Here is a 19,262-nt window from a genome sequence, read left to right as displayed (position 1 = left end):
TACTGCGGGCGAAAATGCCGAGCCCAACGCCCAAGATGCCAGGCGCCGATTTCCTTCCAATAAAGAAGGCGGCCCTGGTGGGGCCGCCCTACACTTCCAAAAAAATGGGATCCGCGACTACTTGCGGCGGCGCCAGGCGGCAAAACCGAAGGCACCCAAGCCGAGCAGCGCCGCATAAGTCGACGGCTCCGGCACGGCAGCAAAAGGCGTCAGGCTGATGGCATACGGAAGCAAAGTCTCGCCAACGGTGAGATCGACCGTGGGCGAATACAAGCTATAGGTAAGATTCTGATAGTCGATATGTTGGATGCTATCCCCGACCATCACGGCGGGCGTTTGAGCTGCCACCATCAACGGGCCCATGAAAAACAACTCGGTGCCGACCTCAAGGTAGGCCAAATGCGTCTGTTCGCCGGGGGCGGCCGGAAAGAGAGGGGCAAACAAATTGGGCTCGCCTCCGCCGACTCCAGAGATGCCATAGTGGTTGTTGGTGCCACCGATCGTCTTCAAGGAATACGTTCCGTCCAAAGAATCGCTGTCTGCAATCGTTACGGACATGGAATAGTAGGAGAAGGCAGGCAGGATGCCGGCTTCGGTGGACACGCCTTCGTATTGGCCTTCCGTCGAATACAGCTCAAAGGTGAAAGAAGAACCGCTCAGGCCCAAAGGGTCGATGCCCTGATCTTGCAGGTAAATCGTGAATTGGATGCCGAGTTCCGGAACGGCGGAAAGGGTCGCGGGCAGCGCCAGCGCAGCAATCAGGAGAGACTTCATAGGACAAAACAGTTTGATTAGGAGACTACAGGCGAAAATACTGAGGTGCAGAAAAGCCTGATAATTGCATATCGGCAGACAAACCGCGTAATTCAGACCAAACAAGGTCTTTTTTACGAAGATGGTGCCAAAGAAAAAGCCGCTCCGATTGCGGGGCGGCGTATCGAACAAAACCGTTAGATCTTGAATCCCTTTACTTGCGGCGGCGCCAGGCGACAAAGCCCAAAGCACCGAGACCAAGGATGGCGGCGTAGGTCGACGGCTCCGGCACGGCGGGGGCGGGAGCGAACCCGTATTCGTAGAAGATGCCTCCGTCCATTTGGGAACTAGTGCCGATCCCCATGTTGAGGGTGAAGGGAGGATACATGACCACGTCGAAGTCGCTGGGGCTGATCATGGCACCCGCAGTAGGCATCATTGCCGTAGCCCACAGCGGGGCTTCGAGCCCCAGGAAGAGACCCTCGTCCAGCTGAAGGACTGCCGCTTCGGACTCCATCTCGCTCAACGCACTGAAGATCGGAAAACCCTCTCCACCAAAGGAACCAAAGTATCCCGAACCGGAGAGACCGTAATAATTGTTCAGGATGCCTTGACCGCCGGTGATATTCAGCTCGATGTAATCGTATTCAAAGTAGACCGAATCACCGCTTCCAGCCGTGTAAGTCTCGGCATTGTAATACACCGTGAAGGCAAGTTCTGCCCCGTTGAGGCCATACGCATCGCTAGCGGAGGCGGTAGGGAAGATCGAAAATGTGACCGAAGGCGCAACACCCGCCATCGCCACCGCAGGGAACAGCCCGAGAGCTGCAAAGATGAGTGATTTCATATGAGAAACAGGACCAGCAGATTTTAAAGGATCGCCACCGCATTCGACTGAGAATGCCGCGATTGGAGGAAATATCGACGTGCGGGACGCAGAATTCAGGTAAAAAAAGCCGCACTTTCTTGAGTGCGGCCAAAACGGAATCAAGGCTACCTGCGGCGGCGCCAGGCAGCAAAAGCAAACGCCCCGAGGCCGAGCAGTGCGGCGTAGGTCGTCGGCTCCGGCACCGCAGGAGCGGGCGTCAGGCTGAAGTTGTAGGTCTCGAATGAACCCTCACCTGTCGAAATCTGCAACTGGTTGAAAATCACCTGATAATCGAGGTCCTCAAAGTCCGCGTAGTTTACGCTGTCACCAATGGCAACCTCGGGGAAAACCGCCGCGACCTGCATCGGCCCGATTACAAACAACTCCCCCACCACCAGGAAGCTATCCATCGCGCCCATTGTGTTTCCGGCCGGGAACAGGGGTGCGAAAATAAACTCCTCCAACTCTCCGCCGATGCCGGCAAGGCCGTAGTGGTTATTGAATGCCCCCAGCGTCTGCAGGCCGAAAGTGCCATCCCACTCATCGCTGCCCATGATCGTAATGCTCATGGAGTCGTAGGCGATGGCGGGGATCAAATCGCCCTGCACCTCAACGCTCTGGTATTGGCTCTCGGAGGATTCGAGGTTGAACGTGAACGAGGAGCCGTTGAGGCCCAGCACGTCGGCGCCCTCGGCTTGGAGGTAGATGGTGAATTCGAGGGTGAGCGCCGGATCGGCGGCCAACGTAGCCGGCAAAGCCAGCGCTGCAAACAGGAGAGACTTCATAGACATGAACTGTTGGGATGAGCCCAAAAAGGCGTGGTGAGTATCTGGTGCAGAATGCCCAGCGCTACCCTGCCTAGCCGATTCCCCCCATCGCGTAAATAACGATTTGCAAAAACGGACATTAAAAAGCCACCCTCGTGAAGGAAGGTGGCAAGCAAAGAGCGTGATGGGGATGCCGCTAGTTCTCGAGAATCTCGAGCTCGTAGCCGTCGGGGTCGGTCAGGAAGGCCATTTTGCGACCGCCGGGCTTGGTGAACTCTTCTTTCCACTTGCCGGGCCAGATGTCGAAGCCTTGGTCGGCAAGGTTCTGGCAATAGGCCACGATGTCGTCGACGCCGATGCAGGTATGCATGAGGTCTTCGGGGAATTCGACCTTGTAGTCGGGCGAGTAGGTGAGCTCGAGCATGTGCTCGTTACCGGGCAGGACGAGGTGGACGAGCTGATTGCCGGCAGGGCTCTTGTCGCTGCGCTTGTAGACTTCGAAGCCGCAGGTCTTCTGGTACCACTCGATCGAGCGTTCGAGGTTGCTGACGCGGATGCGGGTATGGAGGAATTTCGTAGGCATGAGAGATGGGCGTAAAAGGGTCGGTTGAGCGGGCGCGACGGGGTTTAGAAATACCCCTTCTTTTGCGCAGCATTCTGCAGCTCCACCTGGAAGTCCTGAATGTCTTGCGCGCTGGGCTGGTAGCCGGGCGTCTTGGGCTTGAGGCCCACGCGGCCGCCTTGGTCGATGTACCAGGTGGCCGTCTCGCCGTCGCTGAACTCGACGCTTCCGCTGATCAGCGTGCCGGGCACGTTGATCGAGTCGATGTTGACCTTTACCTGCCCGGTGCCGGCCAACTCGGCGTCGACCAGGTCGGGCGACTCGGGCTCGGGGGGTTCGGGCAGGTGGTCGGGCGCCACCTCACGCTCGGGCGTGGGCAGGCTGTTGGGGCCAGGTGCCGTCGCAGACGGTTTCGGGGAGGCGGGCTTGGCCTTTTCGACCAGCGTCAAGTCGAGATCGTCGACGAGAAAACGGGTGTCGAGGTAGGTCAGCTTCTGGCCCATCTCCGCCTCCAGGCGTCGCTGCACATCCGAAATTGAGGCTCCCTGCGTTACCCAGGTTGCCACTTGTTGCTTCTGCTCGTCGCTCAGTTGCATAGGAAGGGGAACCATACTCCCCACTGGGCGAAAGGCAAGTATTGGCGGCGGCCCGTGCGGTTTCGGAGCCGTGCCAGAGCACGAGGGGCAGGTGGAGCGTATTCCAGTAACGGCTGCCGTGGCGCTTCGGGTCGCGGAGCGAGCGGATCAGCCAGCCGAGGTAGAGGCGGTCGGCCCACATGGGGATGCTGGCCTGCTGGCCGCTGAGGAAGGCGATGGCGGCCCCGGTGCAAATGATGGTGGGGCGGTAGTCGAGGTGCTCGCGCAGCCAGTAGCCGAGCTGCTCCTGCACGCCGCCGCCGAGGTTGAGGAACACCCAGGCAGGGCGTCGCTCGTTGAGGATGGCAGCGAGGGCGGGGTCGGCGATGCTGTCGCGGCTGTATTTGGGCGCGTTGTAGCTGTCGTCCTGCCCGGCTTCGATGCCTTGGGAGCCGAGCCACTGGAGGTTGATCGCGCCTTCCTTCTCGTTGGGCATGACCCAGAAGGTGCGGCCCTTGGTGCGGTCTTCGGGCTTGAGGCGGCGGATGAGCTCGCCAAAGAAGTTGAGGCCGCTGATGCGCGTCAGGCGGACGCTGCTCATCACTTGCCAGCACAGGGCGAGGTAGCCGCTGTCGGCCAGCACCATGTCGGCCGTCAACAGCGCGCGCTGGTAGACGGGGTCACGGGGCCAGTCTTGCGCGAGGCCGGGGCCGGAGGGGGCGACGACGAGGCCGCCCTGGGAGGCGCGCTCGATCGCTTCCGCGCAGGTGCCGTGGAAAAAGTTGATCCCTATAACGTTGTCGGTAATCGACGTCATGGCTTTAATACCATCACCACAATCTCGCGATTGCGGCGGACTTCTAGTAATACGCGGGAGGGCGACGCGGTGTAGCCCTCATAGATCGAGCGCAGGTCGTCCATACTGGCCAGGCTTTCGCGATTGGCACTGAGGATGATGTCTCCCACGCGTACGCCTGCCCGCTCAGCCGGGAAAGCGTTCTGGAGCCCGATTACAAGGAGGCCGTCGTCGTTGTCGTAACGGCGCTCTCGGGCGAGGGGCTTGCTGACTTCCTGGACGCTAAGGCCCCAGTCTGCATAGGTGCCGCGCGCACCGACGCGGCTTTCGAGCCGTTCGGTCGTCACAGGCACGGTCAATTCTTCGCTGCCGCGGCGGAGCTTGAGGCTCACTTCCTGGCCCACGGGCTGGACCGCGATGCGGTGCAGGATGGGCGGGAGCTGCTCGGCAAAGCGACCGTCGACCGCCTGGCCGTCGATCGCGAGCACGATGTCGCCTGCCCGGAGGCCGGCATCGGCGGCGGGCGAACCGGCGTCGACGCTGTCGATCAACATGCCGACATTGGCGTCGAGGCCGAAAAAGGCTTCCAGGTCGCGCAAGGGCGCGGGGCGGATCCCGATGTTGCTGCGCACGACTTCGCCGCCGGCTTGCAGTTGGGGGATCACTTCGCGCGCGGTGTCGGCCGGTACGGCAAAGGAAAGGTTGTTGGCGCCGAGGTAGCTGCGGGTGTTGATACCCACCACCTTGCCGTCGGGCGTCACCAGAGGGCCGCCGCTGTTGCCGGGGTTGATCGCGGCATCGGTTTGCAGCCAGGTATTGAAGTAGCCCGTCTCGTAACCGCGGATGCTGTTGTTGGCGGCAAAGTAGCGCTGCGGGTTGGAGATGATGCCGCGCGTGACGGTGCGGGTGAGGCCGTTGGGCGTGCCGAGGGCGTAGACGGGCATGCCGGGCTGCAGGGTGTGCGAGGTGCCAAACTGGGCGGCGGCAAAGGCGAGGCCTTTTTCCTCGATCTCCTCGAGGTCGAGCTGCAGCAGCGCAAGGTCGGTCCAGTGGTCCCAGCCGACGAGCTTGGCGCGCACGCGCTCCAGGTTGGCGAGCGTCACGAGGATCTCCACCGCATCGGGGCTGACGACGTGGGCGTTGGTCAGCACATGGCCTTCGGCGGAGATGATCACGCCGCTGCCTTGGCCGCGCACGAGGCGCTGGCTGTCCCCCTCCCAGGCGATTTCGCGTACGTCGATGCGCACAACGGCTTGCTGGGCGTGGCGAAAGGCTTCCGGATGCTCCAGATAGTCGACCAGCCCACCAGTGGGCATCGGCACCGCTTCTGGCTCTCCCCCTCGCACAGAGACGAAGGGCAGCGCCAGGGCTGCGATCGACATGATGGGCGTTACCCCGGATACCATGCTCAGGACTCTAGAGAAGATACGCCAAAAGTAAAGACGTTTATAAGGAGATACACCCATTGTCATTGTAAAACATTTCTGCAGCACCTAACTAGGGTTTTTAGCCCATCGCTCATTTACCCATACCGAGGCAACGATCAAAAGGCCCCCTAGAGTGAGGCGCAGGAGGTTGGCTTCGCGGTTCCAGATGAGGAGGTTGACCAGCAGGCCGGCAGGGATCAGCGCGTTGTTCATGATCGCGAGGGTGCCGGCGTTGACCTTGGTCGCCCCGAGGTTCCAGAGGAAGTAGCCGAGCCCGGAGGCTCCGGCGCCCAGCCACAGGAGGATGCCCCACTGCAGCCCCGTCGTCGGGTATTGGGGCTGGCCCCACAGCAGCCAGGCGGGGAAGGCGACGAGCAACGCACCGACGTAAAAGAACGCAAAATCGCCCCGCTGCGCCTGCTCGCGCTCGCGCAAGCGCTTGTAGGCCACTTGGCCGGCGGCAAAGCAGAGATTGGAGCCTTGCACGACGAGGAAGCCGAGCCAGTAGTCTTGCGTCAGCCCGTCGTAGCGCATCACCGCCGCGCCGAGCACCGCCAGCCCGGCCGTAGCCAAGTACCAGGGGGAAAAGCGCAGCCGCAGCGCATCGTAGAGCAGCGTGACGTAAAGCGGGGTAAAGATGGTAAACAGCAAGACCTCCGGCACCGTCAGCAGCAAAAATGAGCGGTAATAGAAGATGTACATCAGCCCGAGCTGCACCGCCCCGATGGCCAGCAGCGGCCAGATGCGCCCGAGCCGCACGCTTCCCCAGCGCACCAGGGGCAAAAAGACAGCGGTTGCCACTCCGATCCGCATGAGCACCGCAAAGTAGTTGTCGACCTGGCCGGAGAGGTAGACACCAATGAGGCTGAACGAAAAGGCCCAGAGGATCGTAACGGCGATCAGGTATTGCATTGGGGAGGTGGGGACTTAAGAGAAGAGTATCGACCAAAACGCTTCCCGCGTTAACAAGCAAGCATGAGCCCGACCGACCCTGCCCTCGACCTGCTCTGGAGCCGCCTCGCGGCGGTGCGGCGTTTCCGCTTCGATGCCCGCAACGGCCCGGGTTCGCAGACCGACTGGAGCGGCTCGGGCGTGGGCACCGTGGCTGTGTCGGCCGAAAACGGCTGGCTTTTTGCCGAGAGCGGCACCTACACCACGCCCCACGGCCACCAGCTGCCGATGCGCAACACCTACCACTGGCAGCGCGAGGGGCAAGGCATCCGGCTCAGCCATCGGCGCTTTCAGCAACCCGTCTACCTCTTTACCCTGCAGACAGTCGATGCAACGGGCCGGCGTTGGCAGACGGACGAGCCTCACTTGTGCGGGGCAGACCTCTATCAGGCCACTCTACTTGTAGAGGACGCCGCGCTGAAGCTGGACTGGACCATCGTCGGGCCGAAGAAAAACGAGGCGCTGGCGTATGTATACGAGTAGAGATAGAGAGAGGGATTCACCAGAGAAGGCAGAAAATGGGGTCAGGAAGGCAGTGGGCGGGCGGATACGCTTGGGTTTCTCAATGGGATTTGACCACAAAAGGCACAGAACACACAGAAGAGGAGGTTTGACGTCCCTATATCCTGAAGGTCGCTCCGAGAAGTTGGCTGGGCGATCTTCTTCTACAATATTAAGAGGAGGCAGCTGGACCGACCCGCCCACCCAGACCTTTCCTGCCTTCTTCCTTTTGTGTGTTCTGTGCCTTTTGTGGTCAAATCCATCTGAGATACCGATGGATTTGCCTCTCCCATCGGCTTCCTGATCCCTTCTCTGCTTTTTCCGGTCAATCACCCGGCTTCTTTTGAGCAGTAGCGTTGTCTATTTTCCGCACAATCACGGGGTTTCGCAGCGGCGCTTGCGTTTCGGCATGAAACCTTCAGCATGTGCCGCGTGGCTACTGCTCTGCCCCATCCCGAAAAGTTTTATCAAAGCATGCGTCGCCAGGCCGAACGTCTGGAGCTCGACGTATTGGAGGCCGACCCGAAGACGCGTCTGAAGCGCTACCGCGAATATCTGGAACGCGGGCACCACTTGACGGAGCGCTACCATCACCAGGGGGCCAGCGGCCTCAAGGTATGCAACTGCCGCAGCATCGTGATGGACGTATTGCTGGAAAACCTGCTGCGCCTGGCCCTGCGCCAGTGGGAGAGCACCAGCGGCAAGCCACCCGCCGCCGAGGGCGCGTTGATGGCGCTGGGCGGCTACGGGCGCATGGAGCTGTGCCCGCATAGCGATATCGACATCATGTTCCTCTACCCCACGAAGACGCGGAAGGATTTTGGCGTTTTCCAGAAGGCGGTCGCCGATACCGTGCTCTACCTGATGTGGGATCTGGGGCTGAAGGTGGGCCACAGCACCCGCACCCCCAAAGAGGCGATGCAGGAGGCCGAAGCCGACGTGCAGAGCAAGAACAGCATGATCGAGGGCCGTTACGTGGCCGGCGCGCAAGAGCTGGTGCGCAAGTTCCAGCGCGAGTACGACCGCTACATCCGCAAGGACGATGCCGAGACCTACATCGACGCCCGCCGCAAAGACCAGGAAAGCCGCCGCGCGAAGTTTGGCGACACCGTCTTTCTCCAGGAGCCCGACCTCAAGAACGGCGTGGGCGGCCTGCGCGACTACCACAACATCCTCTGGATGGCTCGGCTAAAATTTGACAGCCGCGATCTCGAGGACTTGGTGACCAAAGGCCTCTTGCGCAAAAATGAACAGGAAGCGCTCGTCAAAGCTTACGACTTTATTTTGCGCACCCGCAACGAGCTGCACTACCAGAGCAAGCGCCCAACCGATACCTTGAGCCTGGAGCGCCAGCCCAAGGTCGCTTGGGCCATCGGCTACCGCCAGCACGAGATTTTCCGCCGGGTCGAGCTGTTCATGCGCGACTACTACCGCCACGCGAAGCACATCCACCGCATGGCCGAGTATCTGGAAGAGCGGCTGGCCCTGGAAGCACGCGAAAGCGTCTCCTTCCGCGAGGTGGTCAACAGCCGCCGCCAGCTCCGCAAGCCGTATGCAGACGGGCTGATCCTGCGCGGGCGCACGCTGGAGGCGGAGAATTCTTTCATCTTCCGCGAAGACCCGGTGCGCCTGATCCGCATCTTCCGCCACGCTCAACAGTTGGGTGCCGATTTCGACTTCGAGCTGACGCGCCTGATCGAGGATTCCGTGGGCCTGATCGACCGGAAGGTGCGCGAAAGCCCGGATGCGGCCAAATCGTTCCGCACCCTGCTACAGGAGCGCGGCAACGTCTACCCCTACCTCTACCGCATGCACACCCACGGCGTGCTTCAGAAATACATGCCGGAGTGGGCGGAGCTGTACTGTCTCGTGCAGCACGAATTTTACCACCGTTACACCGCCGACGAGCACACCCTCAATACGATCAAGGAGCTCGACGACATCTTTGCGCTGGAGAACCCGGGCCTCACGGCCAAGTACCGCGAAGCCCTGGAGGCCACGCACACCCCCTCCCTGCTCTACCTCGTGCTGCTGCTGCACGACATCGGCAAGAGCCGGGGCATTTCCGACCACGCCGCCAATGGGGCCGAAATGGCGGTGGAAATTCTTGCCCGCCTGCAGGTCGTGCCCGACATGCGTGAGAAAATTCGCGCGCTTATCACGCAGCACCTGGAGATGGCACGGTTCTGGCAGAGGTATGATGTCGATGACCCACGGTCCATCGCAGCCTTCAAAGAGCTGGTCGAGGATAGCCAGCAACTGCGCTACCTCTACGCCATGACCTACTGCGATGCCCGCGGAACGACACCTGAACTCTGGAACAGCTACAAGGACGCCTTGCACACGCAGCTCTATCAAGCTTCCCTCCGCGCATTCGGCCACTCCACTGGAGTCGGCTCTTCGGCAACTATGACCACCAAGGAAACCATCATCGAGCAGCTGCCCGACCTCTCCGAAGAGGAGATCGAGGCCCACTACAACCTGCTGCCCGAGCGCTACTTTGTCTCGACGGTGGCCGAGGAGATTGGCCTGCACCTCCGGATGGTGCACAAGCTCCTCCACAACATCGCCGAAGCCGACTCACTCGGCTCGCTGGTGCCGGTGATCGAATGGCAGGACGACGTGAACCTCGGCATGTCGGTCGTCCAGGTGGTCACGTGGGACCGCGCGGGCCTCTTCTACAAGCTGGCCGGCGCCTTCAGCGTCGCAGGCCTCAGCATCATCAGCTCGAAGGCCCTGACCCGTGCCGACCACATCACGATCGACACCTTCTACGTCTGCGAGCCCGACGGCGGCATCGTCCGCGACCCCGACGCCAAGCGCATCTTCCAGAAAAACCTGGAGGAAGCCCTGCTCAGCAACGTCGACCTGATGCCCCGCATCGAAAAGCTGGCCAAGGAGCACCAGCGCAACTCTTACCTGCGCCGCAACGAACGCCTCCGCGCCCCCCTGCCCCCGCGGGTGGACGTGTATCACGAGTTGAACCTGCGCCGCACCATCATCGAAGTGCAGGCTACCGACGTGATCGGCCTGCTCTACCGCCTCTCCAAAGCCATTTACGACCACGGCTTCGACATCACCTTCGCCCGGATCTCGACCGAGCGCAACGTGGCCGTCGATACCTTCTACATCGAGCCCGCCTCCTACCAACGCACGAGCAACAGCGAAAATTTGCTGGCCCTCCGCACGCGCCTCAACGAGATTGTGGAATCGATCAGCGGTATGGAAGACGTTCTCTAGCCCGTCTTTCTGAGATCCATCGACGGAGACTGCTGCGATGCTCGCGCGAGATATGGCCGAGACGGATATCATTGATTCGCTGTACCGGATCACGAGCCTCGTCAACCAGACCCAGGACCCCCACGAGGCCCTGGAGCTCGTGGTCGACGAGATCATGCTCGTCATCCCCTGCCACAGTGCCGCCATCGAGCTGATCAACCCGGAATCCCGGGAGCTCGAAATCGAAGTGACGCGGAATTTCCCCGTCGACGCCAAGCAGACCATCCTGCGCATGGGCGAAGGCGTGACCGGCTGGGTGGCCCTGCACGCCAAGCCGCTGCTCATCCCCGACGTGCGGCTCGACCCGCGCTACGTGGAGGTGAAGCCCGAGACGCTCAGCGAGATGGCCGTGCCCATCCTGGCCGAAAACGGCGAGTGCATCGGCGTCGTCAACTGCGACAGCGAACACCTCAACGCCTTTGCCGAGCAAGACCTCAAGGTCCTCAGCCTGCTCACCAACGAGGCCGCCCGCGTGCTCAACCGCCTGTGGCTGATCAAGAAGCTCGCCCAAAAGGCCGACCAGCTCGAAGCCCTCATCAACACCGCGCGCTCGATCGTGAAAAAGCGCGAGCTGCCCGAAGTGCTCAAGAGCGTGGTGGCCGAGGCGCGCGAACTCATGGGCTGCCGCATCTGCTCCCTCTTCCTGCTCGAAGAAGACGGCGTCACCCTCACCCTGCGCGCCATTGCCGGCCTGCCGGGCCGCCGCTACACCGAGAAGATCGGCATTGGCGACTCCGCCATCGGCACCGCCATCCGCCGGCACAAGCAGATCGAAGTCACCGATCTGCGCCGCACGGAAGAGCACCACTTCGTCAGCCTCATCCAGAGCGAAAACCTCGTCTCGATGCTCTCCTGCCCCATCGAGTACGAGAAGGAAGTCATCGGCGTGCTCAACGCCTATACCGACCGGCCCCACCGCTTTAACAACGAAGAGAAGCGCCTCTGCCAGACGCTCGCCAGTATGGCCGCCGTCGCGATCCAGAACGTCCGCCTCTACGCCCGCATCTTCCGTCAGGAAGACAACCTGCGCCGCAACGAAAAGCTGACCACTCTGGGCCTGCTCTCGGCCGAGATCGCCCACGAGATCCGCAACCCCTTGACCGTCATCCGCCTGCTTTTCGAGAGCCTCGACCTCCAGTTCGAAGGCACCGACCCGCGCGCCAAAGACGTGGCCATCATCGGCGAAAAGATCGACCAGCTCGAAAGCATCGTCTCCAAGGTGCTCAGCTTCGGCAAGTCGCGCGAAAACATGCGCGCCCGCTACGACCTGCATCAACTGGTGGAAGATACCCTCTTGCTCGTGCGCATGAAGCTGCAGCAGGGCGGCATCGACCCACGCTTCCACCGCCTGCCCGACCAGGAAGTGCTGGTAGAAGTCAACAAAGGCCAGATCCAGCAGGCCGTGCTCAACCTCCTGATCAACGCCATGCACGCCATGCCCGAAGGCGGCAAGATCGAGGTGTGGGTGCACCACGAGCAGCGCGACCAGCAGCACGTGGCCGTGATCGACATCGCCGACACCGGCAAAGGCGTGCCCGAGGGCATCCGCGAGCGCATCTTCGACAACTTCCTCACTGGCCGCCGCGGCGGCACCGGCCTCGGCCTCGCCATCGTCAAACGCATCATGCAAAGCCACAACGGCGACGTGGAGCTGCTCACCACGAGCAACAAAGGCACCACCATGCGCCTCTGGCTCCCGCTGGCCAAGGCGGTGTAGGGACGGACGCGAATTAAGGAGCTTTCATTGGGTGCGGACTCTTTGGACAAGATTCGGGGGAAGATTTTCTCACTAAGTTCACAAAGGCACAAAGAGGGTGAAGCCATGAAGCGGAACTTCTTTTTCAAGCGTAGGCAGCTGACCAAAGAAGCTTATAGAGAGCATTTCAGGACGCTTTGGAAAAATAGAGCTTCGCTAGATAAGCTATGCCGTGAACTCATTAACGCGATCGGAGCCCTGTCCGATGAGGGCCTACGCAACGGTAACCTGAACTGGGATCAGGGAGACGAAGATCACGTAGACTATCTTCGGGCCTTCCTTCCAGATCCTAATCGCTTCGATGCACCTACGATTTTGAGGATAAACGCATGTCTGGATCGGATAACTGAGGTCGGCAGGAGCAGAGGGCACTCGGGGGCCACAGCAGATGAGGAGATCGAATACATCATGAATCGTGTGGTCGATTCTACCAGTTCAAGACTTGGAAATGGTCCGCCTCTCTAGCACTCCGAGAGCGTGTTTAGGCGAAATCTACTCCCTTGAAACACGAAAGCAGCGACACCCACCCTTGGGTGCCGCTGCTGACAGGCATGAGGACGATTATCTGACAGAGATGATTTCAGCCTACGCGGCCTTGCGGCGGCGATAGAAGGCAAAGCCGAGCACAGCGGTACCGGCGAGCAAGGCGTAAGTTTGCGGCTCGGGCACGGCGGCGATGCTGGAGTAGCTGCTGCTGACGTCGAGACGGGCTTCGATCGTCGACTGGTGGGCGATGATCGGTGCAGTGATGCTGATCGAGGTGATCGTCTCGGTGATGCCCGAGAGGTCCCACTGCCAGGCATAGGAGGCGAGTTCGCCCTCAAAGCCGCCGATATTGGTCAGATCCGGGCCATTCACCACTTCGGCGAGCGTGGCCTGAATGCCTTGCGAGCCGCCGTTGAAGCTCAGGGTGGGCCCGCCGGTGTAGCCGGCCTGCATGTCGAAGCCGGGGATGTAGCTACCGTCGAAGTTGAGAATCTCCGCCGTCGTGTAGTCGGGGTTGGCCATCATCGCGAGCTGGAAGACGACGTTGCTCATGTCGAACGACGAGGTCTTCGTGACGGTGGCGCCGAAGTTCCCCTGCCAGCTGTAAAAGCCGGCGGAGGCCTGATAGCCGGGCGAGACCGGGGCGATCGTGCCGGTGCCGAAAGTCGGGGCCAGCGTCGTGTTGGCGTTGCTCAGGTCGGGGCTTTCCCACGCCACGGTGTCTTGTAGACCGGGCAGCGTGTAGTCGACGAGCATGAGAGAGGCTTGGGCGGCAGAGGCCACCCAGGCGAAGAGGCCGAGCAGAGCCCAGCGCGAGCGAGTTTGGAGGGTGTTTTTCATAGTTCAGACTCCCAGAGCAGGAGGTTAAATGAGGTGAGAAATAGTCCTGTTCTCAACTATAATTAGGATAATGAGACTCAGTACCATTTTAAAGTCAAGCGACTTTAATCTAGGGTCTTGCCGAGGAAATGACAGGCGGGAGCGGTTAGCCTCAATATGCGCGTAAAATAGGCGTACAACCTGCAAACATATCACGTATGAATCACCCTACCGAGGTCCTCTTCTGGCAGAGAGTGGACACCCCCGGACTGGAGCGCCTGACGCTCCATACATCTGCCGAAGGCGTGTGCGTGGAGTCCACGATTCTCTGCGCGCAAGAAGGCGGTTTTCGCCTCGACCATCGCTGGCAACTCGATACCGAATGGCGCTCGCAGTGCCTGGAGGTGCAAAAATGGACGACCACCCGCCACACGCAGCTCAAGATCGAGCGACAGGGCTATGACTGGCACATCGACGGCACGTTGCGCACGGAGCTGGAGGGGGCCGAGGATCTGGATCTGTCGGCCACGCCCTTCAGCAATACGCTCCCCATCCGCCGCATGATGGCCGAGCAGCGTTCCAGCCTCACCTTCGACGCGTGTTATGTGGATGTCGAGAGCATGTCGGTGGGGCGCTCGCGCCAACGCTACGAACGCCTCGGCCCGGCGCGCTTCCGTTACATCGACCTGGGGCTCTTTGCCGGGTTCATGGCGGAGCTGGAAGTCGACCCAGAGGGCCTGATCGAGCGCTACCAGCACCTCTTCGAACGGGTCAAGAAAGGCCCGCCCGCCCCGCGTGGTTACGACAGGTATGGCTCGAAGGCTTCCTTGTCGGCCGACTTCATATAGGCTTCTTCGCCGGTGATGGTGCCGGCGCGCAGGAGCTTGAGCAAAGAATTGTCCATCAGGCACATGCCTTCGGCGGAGCTGCCTTCGATGATGCCCCGGATGTTGGAAATGCTGCCGGTGCGGATCGTGTTGGGCAGCGCGTCGTGGCGCAGCAGGATCTCGTGCGCGGCCACCCGCCCGCCGCCCACCTTTTTGCAGAGCAGCTGCGAGACGACGCAGCTCAGGCAACTGGCGAGCATCACGCGGATCTGCGGCTGCTCGTCTGCCGGGAAGGCGTCGATGATGCGGTCGACCGTCTTGGGCGCGTTGTTGGTGTGCAAAGTGCCGAAGACGAGCATGCCCATGGAGGCGCAGTTGAGCGCGAGGCGGATCGTCTCCAAGTCACGCATTTCGCCCACGAGCAGGATGTCGGGGCCGGCGCGCATGGCCCCTTTCAGCGCATTGGCAAACGAGCCGCTGTGCTCGCCCACCTCACGATGCACAATGACCGACTTTTTGCGCGGGTGCACGAACTCGATCGGGTCTTCGATCGTGATGATGTGCTTCTCGAAGTTGTCGTTGATATAGTCGATCATCGCCGCGAGCGTGGTCGACTTGCCGGAGCCGGTGGGGCCGGTCACGAGCACGAGGCCTTCGCGGTAGCCGCAGACGCTGCGCAGCACTTCGGGCAGCTTCAACGTGTCGAACGACAGGATCTTGGCCGGGATCTGGCGAAACACCGCGCCCATGCCCCAGTGGTTGAAGAGGTAGCTGCCCCGGAAGCGCGCCACGCCGGGAATCTCGTAGGCGAGGTCGAAGTCTTTCTGCGCGCGGAATTGGTTCCAACGTTCGCCGCTGGTGATCTCGCTGAGCAGCTTTTCCATCACGGGCCCGGTCAGCTCACCCTGGCCCTTGAGGGGGGCGATGCTGCCGGAGGCGCGGATCTTGGGCGGCATGCCCACGCTCAGGTGCAGGTCGGAGCCGCCGTCGGCGAGCATCTGCTGGAGGAGTTGGTCGATGGCTGCCATGGGATCAGCGGAAGAGGCCGCGCTTCTTGGGTGCGTTTTCCTGGTTCAGGCTGCTGAGCGAGCCGAAATCGTCTTCGCTGCCACTGGCCGCCGGTGCACCTCCGCCCTGGATCTCGCGGGCGAGCATGCGGTTGCGGATATTGGCCAGCGCCACCTCATCGGCGATGCGGCCTTCGCGCCACAGTTGCAGGATCGAGGCGTCCATCAGGCGCATGCCCTCGCGCTTGCCCGTCTCCATCACGTTCGCGAGGTTTTGCGTCTTGCCTTCGCGGATGAGCACGGAGACGGCCATGTTGCGCAGCAGTAATTCGCTGGCGAGGGCCACGCCGCCGCTCTTGGCGGGCAGCAGGCGCTGGCAGACGATGCCGCGCAGCGACTCGGCCACCATGGCGCGGATCTGCGACTGCTGGGCCGGTGGGAACACATCGAGCAGGCGGTTGAGCGTCGTGGCGGAGTCGCTCGTGTGCATGGTGCCGATCACAAGGTGCCCGGTCTCGGAGGCGCTGATGGCCATCTCGATGGTTTCCAGGTCGCGCATCTCGCCGATCACGATGATGTCCGGGTCTTGCCGCAGCGCACCCTTCAGCGCGCGCTTGAAGCTCTCGGTGTGCGGCCCCACGCTGCGCTGCGTGATCTGGCACTGCCGGGACGGGAAGACGTTTTCAATCGGCTCCTCCAGCGTAATCAAGTGGTCCTGCCGTCGCTCGTTGAGCTCGCGGACCATCGCGGCGAGCGTGGTCGTCTTGCCGCTGCCGAGCGGGCCGGTGACGAGGATCAGGCCGTTGTGGTAAGACAGCAGCTTGCGGATGCGCTCCGCGTCTTGAAAGCCCAGCTCCTCCAGCGTGGGGATCCGGGCCTGCACGGTGCGGAAGACGCCTTGATAGCCGTCCTTGTGCACCATGAGGTTGGTGCGAAAGCGCATCCCGTTGTCGAGCGCGAGGGCAAAGTCGAAATCGTGAGCGCTCTGGAAGTGCTGCCACTGGGCCGGGCTGAGGCCGCTGCGAATCAGGTTGGCCACCAACCGGGCGCTGACCGGCTTGTCCGCCAGATAGCGGATCTTGCCTTGCTCGCGGACAAAGGGGCGGGCCTCCGCACACAGGTGCACATCGCTGGCACCGTCGCGGGTGGCCGCGATCAGGAGGCCCACAAAGTGTTTACCCAGTTGGTCGGGCGGCACGCGCTCCAGTTGGTCGAAGCGGGGCCAGGCGGCCTGCACGCCAGCGGTGGGCACCAGATACTCGGCTGGGCGTGGGCCTTTAGGCGCGGCAGGAGACTCCGCTGCTTCGGGCGAGGGAGCGCTCGTGCCGCCGCTATGGGCGCCGGGGCCACCTCCACCGGGCGCATTGCCGTAAGTGCCTCCTCCTCCCGCACCACTGCCGCCGGTTGCACGGGGGCCGCTGGGGGGTGCGCTGTTGATCTGCTCAACCAGACCCGCAATCTCGTCGAGGAACGAATCGCCGCCCTTCGGCTTGGCTTCCGAGCGCAGGCTGATGCGCGGCTTGGCGGGCTCAGGCTCCGGTGCAGGTGCCTGCTCGGGCTCAGGTGCAAAAACAGGGGGTTCGGGCGGCGCAGGAGGTGCCTCCGCCGTCGGGTAGTCTGGCAACTGACGCGCGCGGGACGGCAGGGTGGGCTTGGCGAACGCTGGCGGTGCGTCGAAAGGGTTCGAGGGCGGCAGCTTGCTCCAGTCCTGCTTGGCCGCCTCGTCGAGGATCTCTTGCACGAGGTCGAAATCGTCGGTGATCGTGTATTCCAGCAGCAGCTCGGCAAACGTCACGATGTCGGCATTGTCGCCTGCCGCGACGGACAAGCGACGACAAGTCTCCCGGTCCAGGACACCTTTCTCAACCGCCAAATAAGCAAACCAGACGACCTCCGCTCTCATTCCTTATCTTCATCGGCAGTCCTGAGGCAAAGGCAAAGCTCTAAGTGGGACTTTTAACCGATAATTGAGCCCAGAATGCGCCAGAAAAGACAGAAAATGGATTCAGCTAAGGAGATGGATGAACCATCCGAGAAATCCAGACCGCTCACCCGCGCCATTGCTTCGCTGGCTTTCGCTGATCAATCCCTTTGGTCAACAGAAACCCCACCCGCTGCGCAAAAACGGGTGGGGCTGGAGACAGGGCGCGCGACAGGACGGCGCTCGACCTACTCCGGGTCGGTTATGGCAAAGGTATGTTGCCCCGCTAACAAACGGTGTTTTGTCAAAAATTGCGAGAAGCTGCGATAGGTGACAGTCTGATACCCGTTGGGGCCCTTGTCCTCGTACTCCAGCAGGTTGCCCAAATTGCCGCCCACGCGGTACCAGAAACCCAGCTCAATCACATCGGGCTCGAAGTAGGCCTCCAGCTTGGCCTGCAAGCGCGCCTCGTCGGTCGTTTGGTAGAGCGCGACAAACATGATGCGCAGCAGCCAGGTGTTGCAGTTGTCGAACTCGGTGCGGTGGGGGTTGGCAAGCAGGTGATAGCTGGGGCGGTGCAGCGCCTGCCCGTGCGCCCGCATGGCGTCGATCAAGGGGCCTTGCAGCTCGGGGACCGGTACCAGCACACCCACATCAGGCTCGTAAGAGCCGGCAAGGAAAGTCTCCAGCGGCTGAATCGAGAGGTGGCTGTGGTGCTTGTCGTCAGCATCGCGGAAGAGCTGGTAGACGAACCACCCTTCAGTGATCGTGCCGTCGGCAGCTTGCGCGGGCTCGTGAACGAGCAGCGCCGAGTGGACGTACAGCAGACCCGCCGGCAGCTTGGTGCGCGGTCGGCCGCTGCGGGCGATGATCGCGGCGCGGACGCCCTCCCCTTCCAGCGTTTGTGTCACTTGTGCGTGCCAGGCGGCGATTTCGGTGGGAGCGTGGAATTGTGCGTCGTTGGTTGCCTCTTCGGAGCCTGCCCAAGCCTCGGTGGCAGCCCAGAGCAGGCAGAAGCACCAGACGAGCACGCTGGTGAGAAACGCGCCCGACCGAAGCCGGGCGCGCGGTTGAAGGGCTATTGCTGGTGGCATGCCAGCGCTTCGCCAGGGGCGGGGTCGGAGGTCTTGGGCTGGGCCTTGGTCGCAGCGGGAGCGGCCTGCTTTGTGGCGGGCGGGGCATCCTTGCCGTTGGCGGCATCCCAGAGGGCATCACCAGCCTCGGCGGAGGCGGCGCCGATGGCTTCGGCGGGCTTGCCTACCAGCCAGAGCGGCACGGCCGCAACCCCGGCGGCGAGGCGGAAAGTGCCTTCGCCCGCCGCGACACTGGCGTCGACAGAGGCCGTAGAGGCTTCGGAGAAGGCCCCAAAGGCGCTCCCGGCGTAGGTGGAGGAAACAGCGGCCAGCGGAAGGGCCGCGCAGAGAATGAGCATACGTTTCATGTTTGTCCTGGTTCGGAGGTGTCGCCCGGAGAAATAGCCTGCGGGCGGAAAACAAATCGCTTCGACAGTGGCACCCATCCAGGGTGCCTTATTGGGCTTGGGAACCCGGGGTATCGGCCCGCCCCAGCGGACCTCAACCCCGGGCTAAGAGGTGACAAGCCTCTGGCTTGTTGGATGATCCAGCATCCATCCCGGTGGGATGCAATCGGACAGCACCGACCCAGAATTTGCACTCCGGTGGGGTGCTACTGCCAAAATGCGTTGGCTACCGCAGGCTGGCCCAGGTGGCGGCGGCCTGGTCGGGGTGTGGCAGCGTCGCCGGGCGGTTGGAGCCGATCACCAGCACGGTGAAGAGCGTGGAAAGGCTGACGGTGCCAAGGAGCGTGAGGAGAAAGATGCGGCGGATGTTTTTCATAAGCAGTGTGGTTGATGCCATCTCCTATAGAACGACCTGTGCCAGCGCCCCGCACACAACCCCACATGATGTTGAAACACAGCAGGATAAAATCTTAAAAACCACTTTAGA

18 protein-coding genes are annotated in these 19,262 nt (G+C 61.9%); 4 read left to right on the top strand and 14 right to left on the bottom strand.

All coding sequences use genetic code 11. The annotated features are described in order from the left end of the window. Positions 1 to 117: 117 nt before the first annotated feature. From Q7P63_13265 to Q7P63_13230, 8 genes are all read right to left on the bottom strand, one after another. Positions 118 to 774: a PEP-CTERM sorting domain-containing protein gene (locus Q7P63_13265; GenBank protein MDP0501058.1), complete on the bottom strand. Its 657-nt coding sequence runs from the start codon at positions 772 to 774 to the stop codon at positions 118 to 120. A gap of 193 nt (positions 775 to 967) precedes the next feature. Then, the gene (locus Q7P63_13260; protein MDP0501057.1) at positions 968 to 1,600 is read right to left on the bottom strand and encodes a PEP-CTERM sorting domain-containing protein; all 633 of its coding nucleotides are present in this window, start codon (positions 1,598 to 1,600) and stop codon (positions 968 to 970) included. Positions 1,601 to 1,746: 146 nt separating this feature from the next. Beyond that, complete coding sequence (locus Q7P63_13255) at positions 1,747 to 2,406, bottom strand: PEP-CTERM sorting domain-containing protein (GenBank protein MDP0501056.1); 660 nt, start codon at positions 2,404 to 2,406, stop codon at positions 1,747 to 1,749. 178 nt (positions 2,407 to 2,584) lie between these two features. Next, positions 2,585 to 2,971, bottom strand: coding sequence for a VOC family protein (locus Q7P63_13250; protein MDP0501055.1), 387 nt, complete (start codon positions 2,969 to 2,971; stop codon positions 2,585 to 2,587). Between the two features lie 44 nt (positions 2,972 to 3,015). Next, on the bottom strand, positions 3,016 to 3,309 hold the full coding sequence (locus Q7P63_13245; GenBank protein ID MDP0501054.1) for a hypothetical protein: 294 nt from the start codon (positions 3,307 to 3,309) through the stop codon (positions 3,016 to 3,018). Position 3,310: 1 nt separating this feature from the next. Then, complete coding sequence (locus tag Q7P63_13240) at positions 3,311 to 4,342, bottom strand: WecB/TagA/CpsF family glycosyltransferase (GenBank protein MDP0501053.1); 1,032 nt, start codon at positions 4,340 to 4,342, stop codon at positions 3,311 to 3,313. Then, positions 4,339 to 5,703: a trypsin-like peptidase domain-containing protein gene (locus Q7P63_13235; GenBank protein ID MDP0501052.1), complete on the bottom strand. Its 1,365-nt coding sequence runs from the start codon at positions 5,701 to 5,703 to the stop codon at positions 4,339 to 4,341. The genes Q7P63_13240 and Q7P63_13235 overlap by 4 nt, the downstream gene beginning before the upstream one ends. A 111-nt stretch (positions 5,704 to 5,814) precedes the next feature. Beyond that, positions 5,815 to 6,660: a DMT family transporter gene (locus Q7P63_13230; GenBank protein MDP0501051.1), complete on the bottom strand. Its 846-nt coding sequence runs from the start codon at positions 6,658 to 6,660 to the stop codon at positions 5,815 to 5,817. Between the two features lie 63 nt (positions 6,661 to 6,723). Here Q7P63_13230 and Q7P63_13225 point away from each other — a divergent pair, with 63 nt between their 5' ends. The 3 genes from Q7P63_13225 to Q7P63_13215 all read left to right on the top strand — a co-directional run bounded on the left by Q7P63_13225 (position 6,724) and on the right by Q7P63_13215 (position 12,196). Continuing rightward, a complete protein-coding gene (locus Q7P63_13225) occupies positions 6,724 to 7,182 on the top strand; it encodes a DUF6314 family protein (GenBank protein MDP0501050.1) in 459 nt (152 codons plus the stop codon). 450 nt (positions 7,183 to 7,632) lie between these two features. Then, positions 7,633 to 10,440 carry a [protein-PII] uridylyltransferase gene (gene glnD / locus Q7P63_13220; GenBank protein ID MDP0501049.1) on the top strand — a complete coding sequence of 936 codons (2,808 nt, stop codon included), beginning with the start codon at positions 7,633 to 7,635 and terminating at the stop codon, positions 10,438 to 10,440. A 37-nt stretch (positions 10,441 to 10,477) separates the two neighbouring features. Next, on the top strand, positions 10,478 to 12,196 hold the full coding sequence (locus Q7P63_13215; GenBank protein ID MDP0501048.1) for a GAF domain-containing protein: 1,719 nt from the start codon (positions 10,478 to 10,480) through the stop codon (positions 12,194 to 12,196). A gap of 624 nt (positions 12,197 to 12,820) precedes the next feature. Here Q7P63_13215 and Q7P63_13210 read toward each other — a convergent pair. Next, positions 12,821 to 13,561, bottom strand: coding sequence for a PEP-CTERM sorting domain-containing protein (locus tag Q7P63_13210; protein ID MDP0501047.1), 741 nt, complete (start codon positions 13,559 to 13,561; stop codon positions 12,821 to 12,823). 197 nt (positions 13,562 to 13,758) lie between these two features. On the opposite strand from Q7P63_13210, the gene Q7P63_13205 reads away from it, so the two are divergent. After that, positions 13,759 to 14,388, top strand: a complete 630-nt coding sequence (locus Q7P63_13205; protein ID MDP0501046.1) for a putative glycolipid-binding domain-containing protein — start codon at positions 13,759 to 13,761, stop codon at positions 14,386 to 14,388. Here the strand turns inward: Q7P63_13205 and Q7P63_13200 are convergent. The 5 genes from Q7P63_13200 to Q7P63_13180 form a co-directional block, all read right to left on the bottom strand. Further along, a complete protein-coding gene (locus Q7P63_13200; GenBank protein MDP0501045.1) occupies positions 14,340 to 15,395 on the bottom strand; it encodes a PilT/PilU family type 4a pilus ATPase in 1,056 nt (351 codons plus the stop codon). The genes Q7P63_13205 and Q7P63_13200 overlap by 49 nt on opposite strands. 4 nt (positions 15,396 to 15,399) lie before the next feature. Beyond that, on the bottom strand, positions 15,400 to 17,202 hold the full coding sequence (locus Q7P63_13195) for a PilT/PilU family type 4a pilus ATPase (protein MDP0501044.1): 1,803 nt from the start codon (positions 17,200 to 17,202) through the stop codon (positions 15,400 to 15,402). A gap of 341 nt (positions 17,203 to 17,543) precedes the next feature. Continuing rightward, positions 17,544 to 18,389 (bottom strand): DUF2145 domain-containing protein, encoded by an 846-nt coding sequence (locus tag Q7P63_13190; protein MDP0501043.1) that lies wholly within the window; start codon positions 18,387 to 18,389, stop codon positions 17,544 to 17,546. Continuing rightward, positions 18,374 to 18,736, bottom strand: a complete 363-nt coding sequence (locus tag Q7P63_13185; GenBank protein ID MDP0501042.1) for a hypothetical protein — start codon at positions 18,734 to 18,736, stop codon at positions 18,374 to 18,376. The genes Q7P63_13190 and Q7P63_13185 overlap by 16 nt, the downstream gene beginning before the upstream one ends. Before the next feature lie 265 nt (positions 18,737 to 19,001). Next, positions 19,002 to 19,151 (bottom strand): hypothetical protein, encoded by a 150-nt coding sequence (locus Q7P63_13180; GenBank protein MDP0501041.1) that lies wholly within the window; start codon positions 19,149 to 19,151, stop codon positions 19,002 to 19,004. Positions 19,152 to 19,262 lie beyond the last annotated feature (111 nt).

The sequence above is a fragment of the Verrucomicrobiota bacterium JB022 genome (assembly GCA_030673845.1).
GTDB lineage: Bacteria > Verrucomicrobiota > Verrucomicrobiia > Opitutales > Oceanipulchritudinaceae > WOUP01.
The sequence above is the reverse complement of the archived record's forward strand: the minus strand, read 5'-3'. Positions and strand labels throughout refer to the sequence as shown.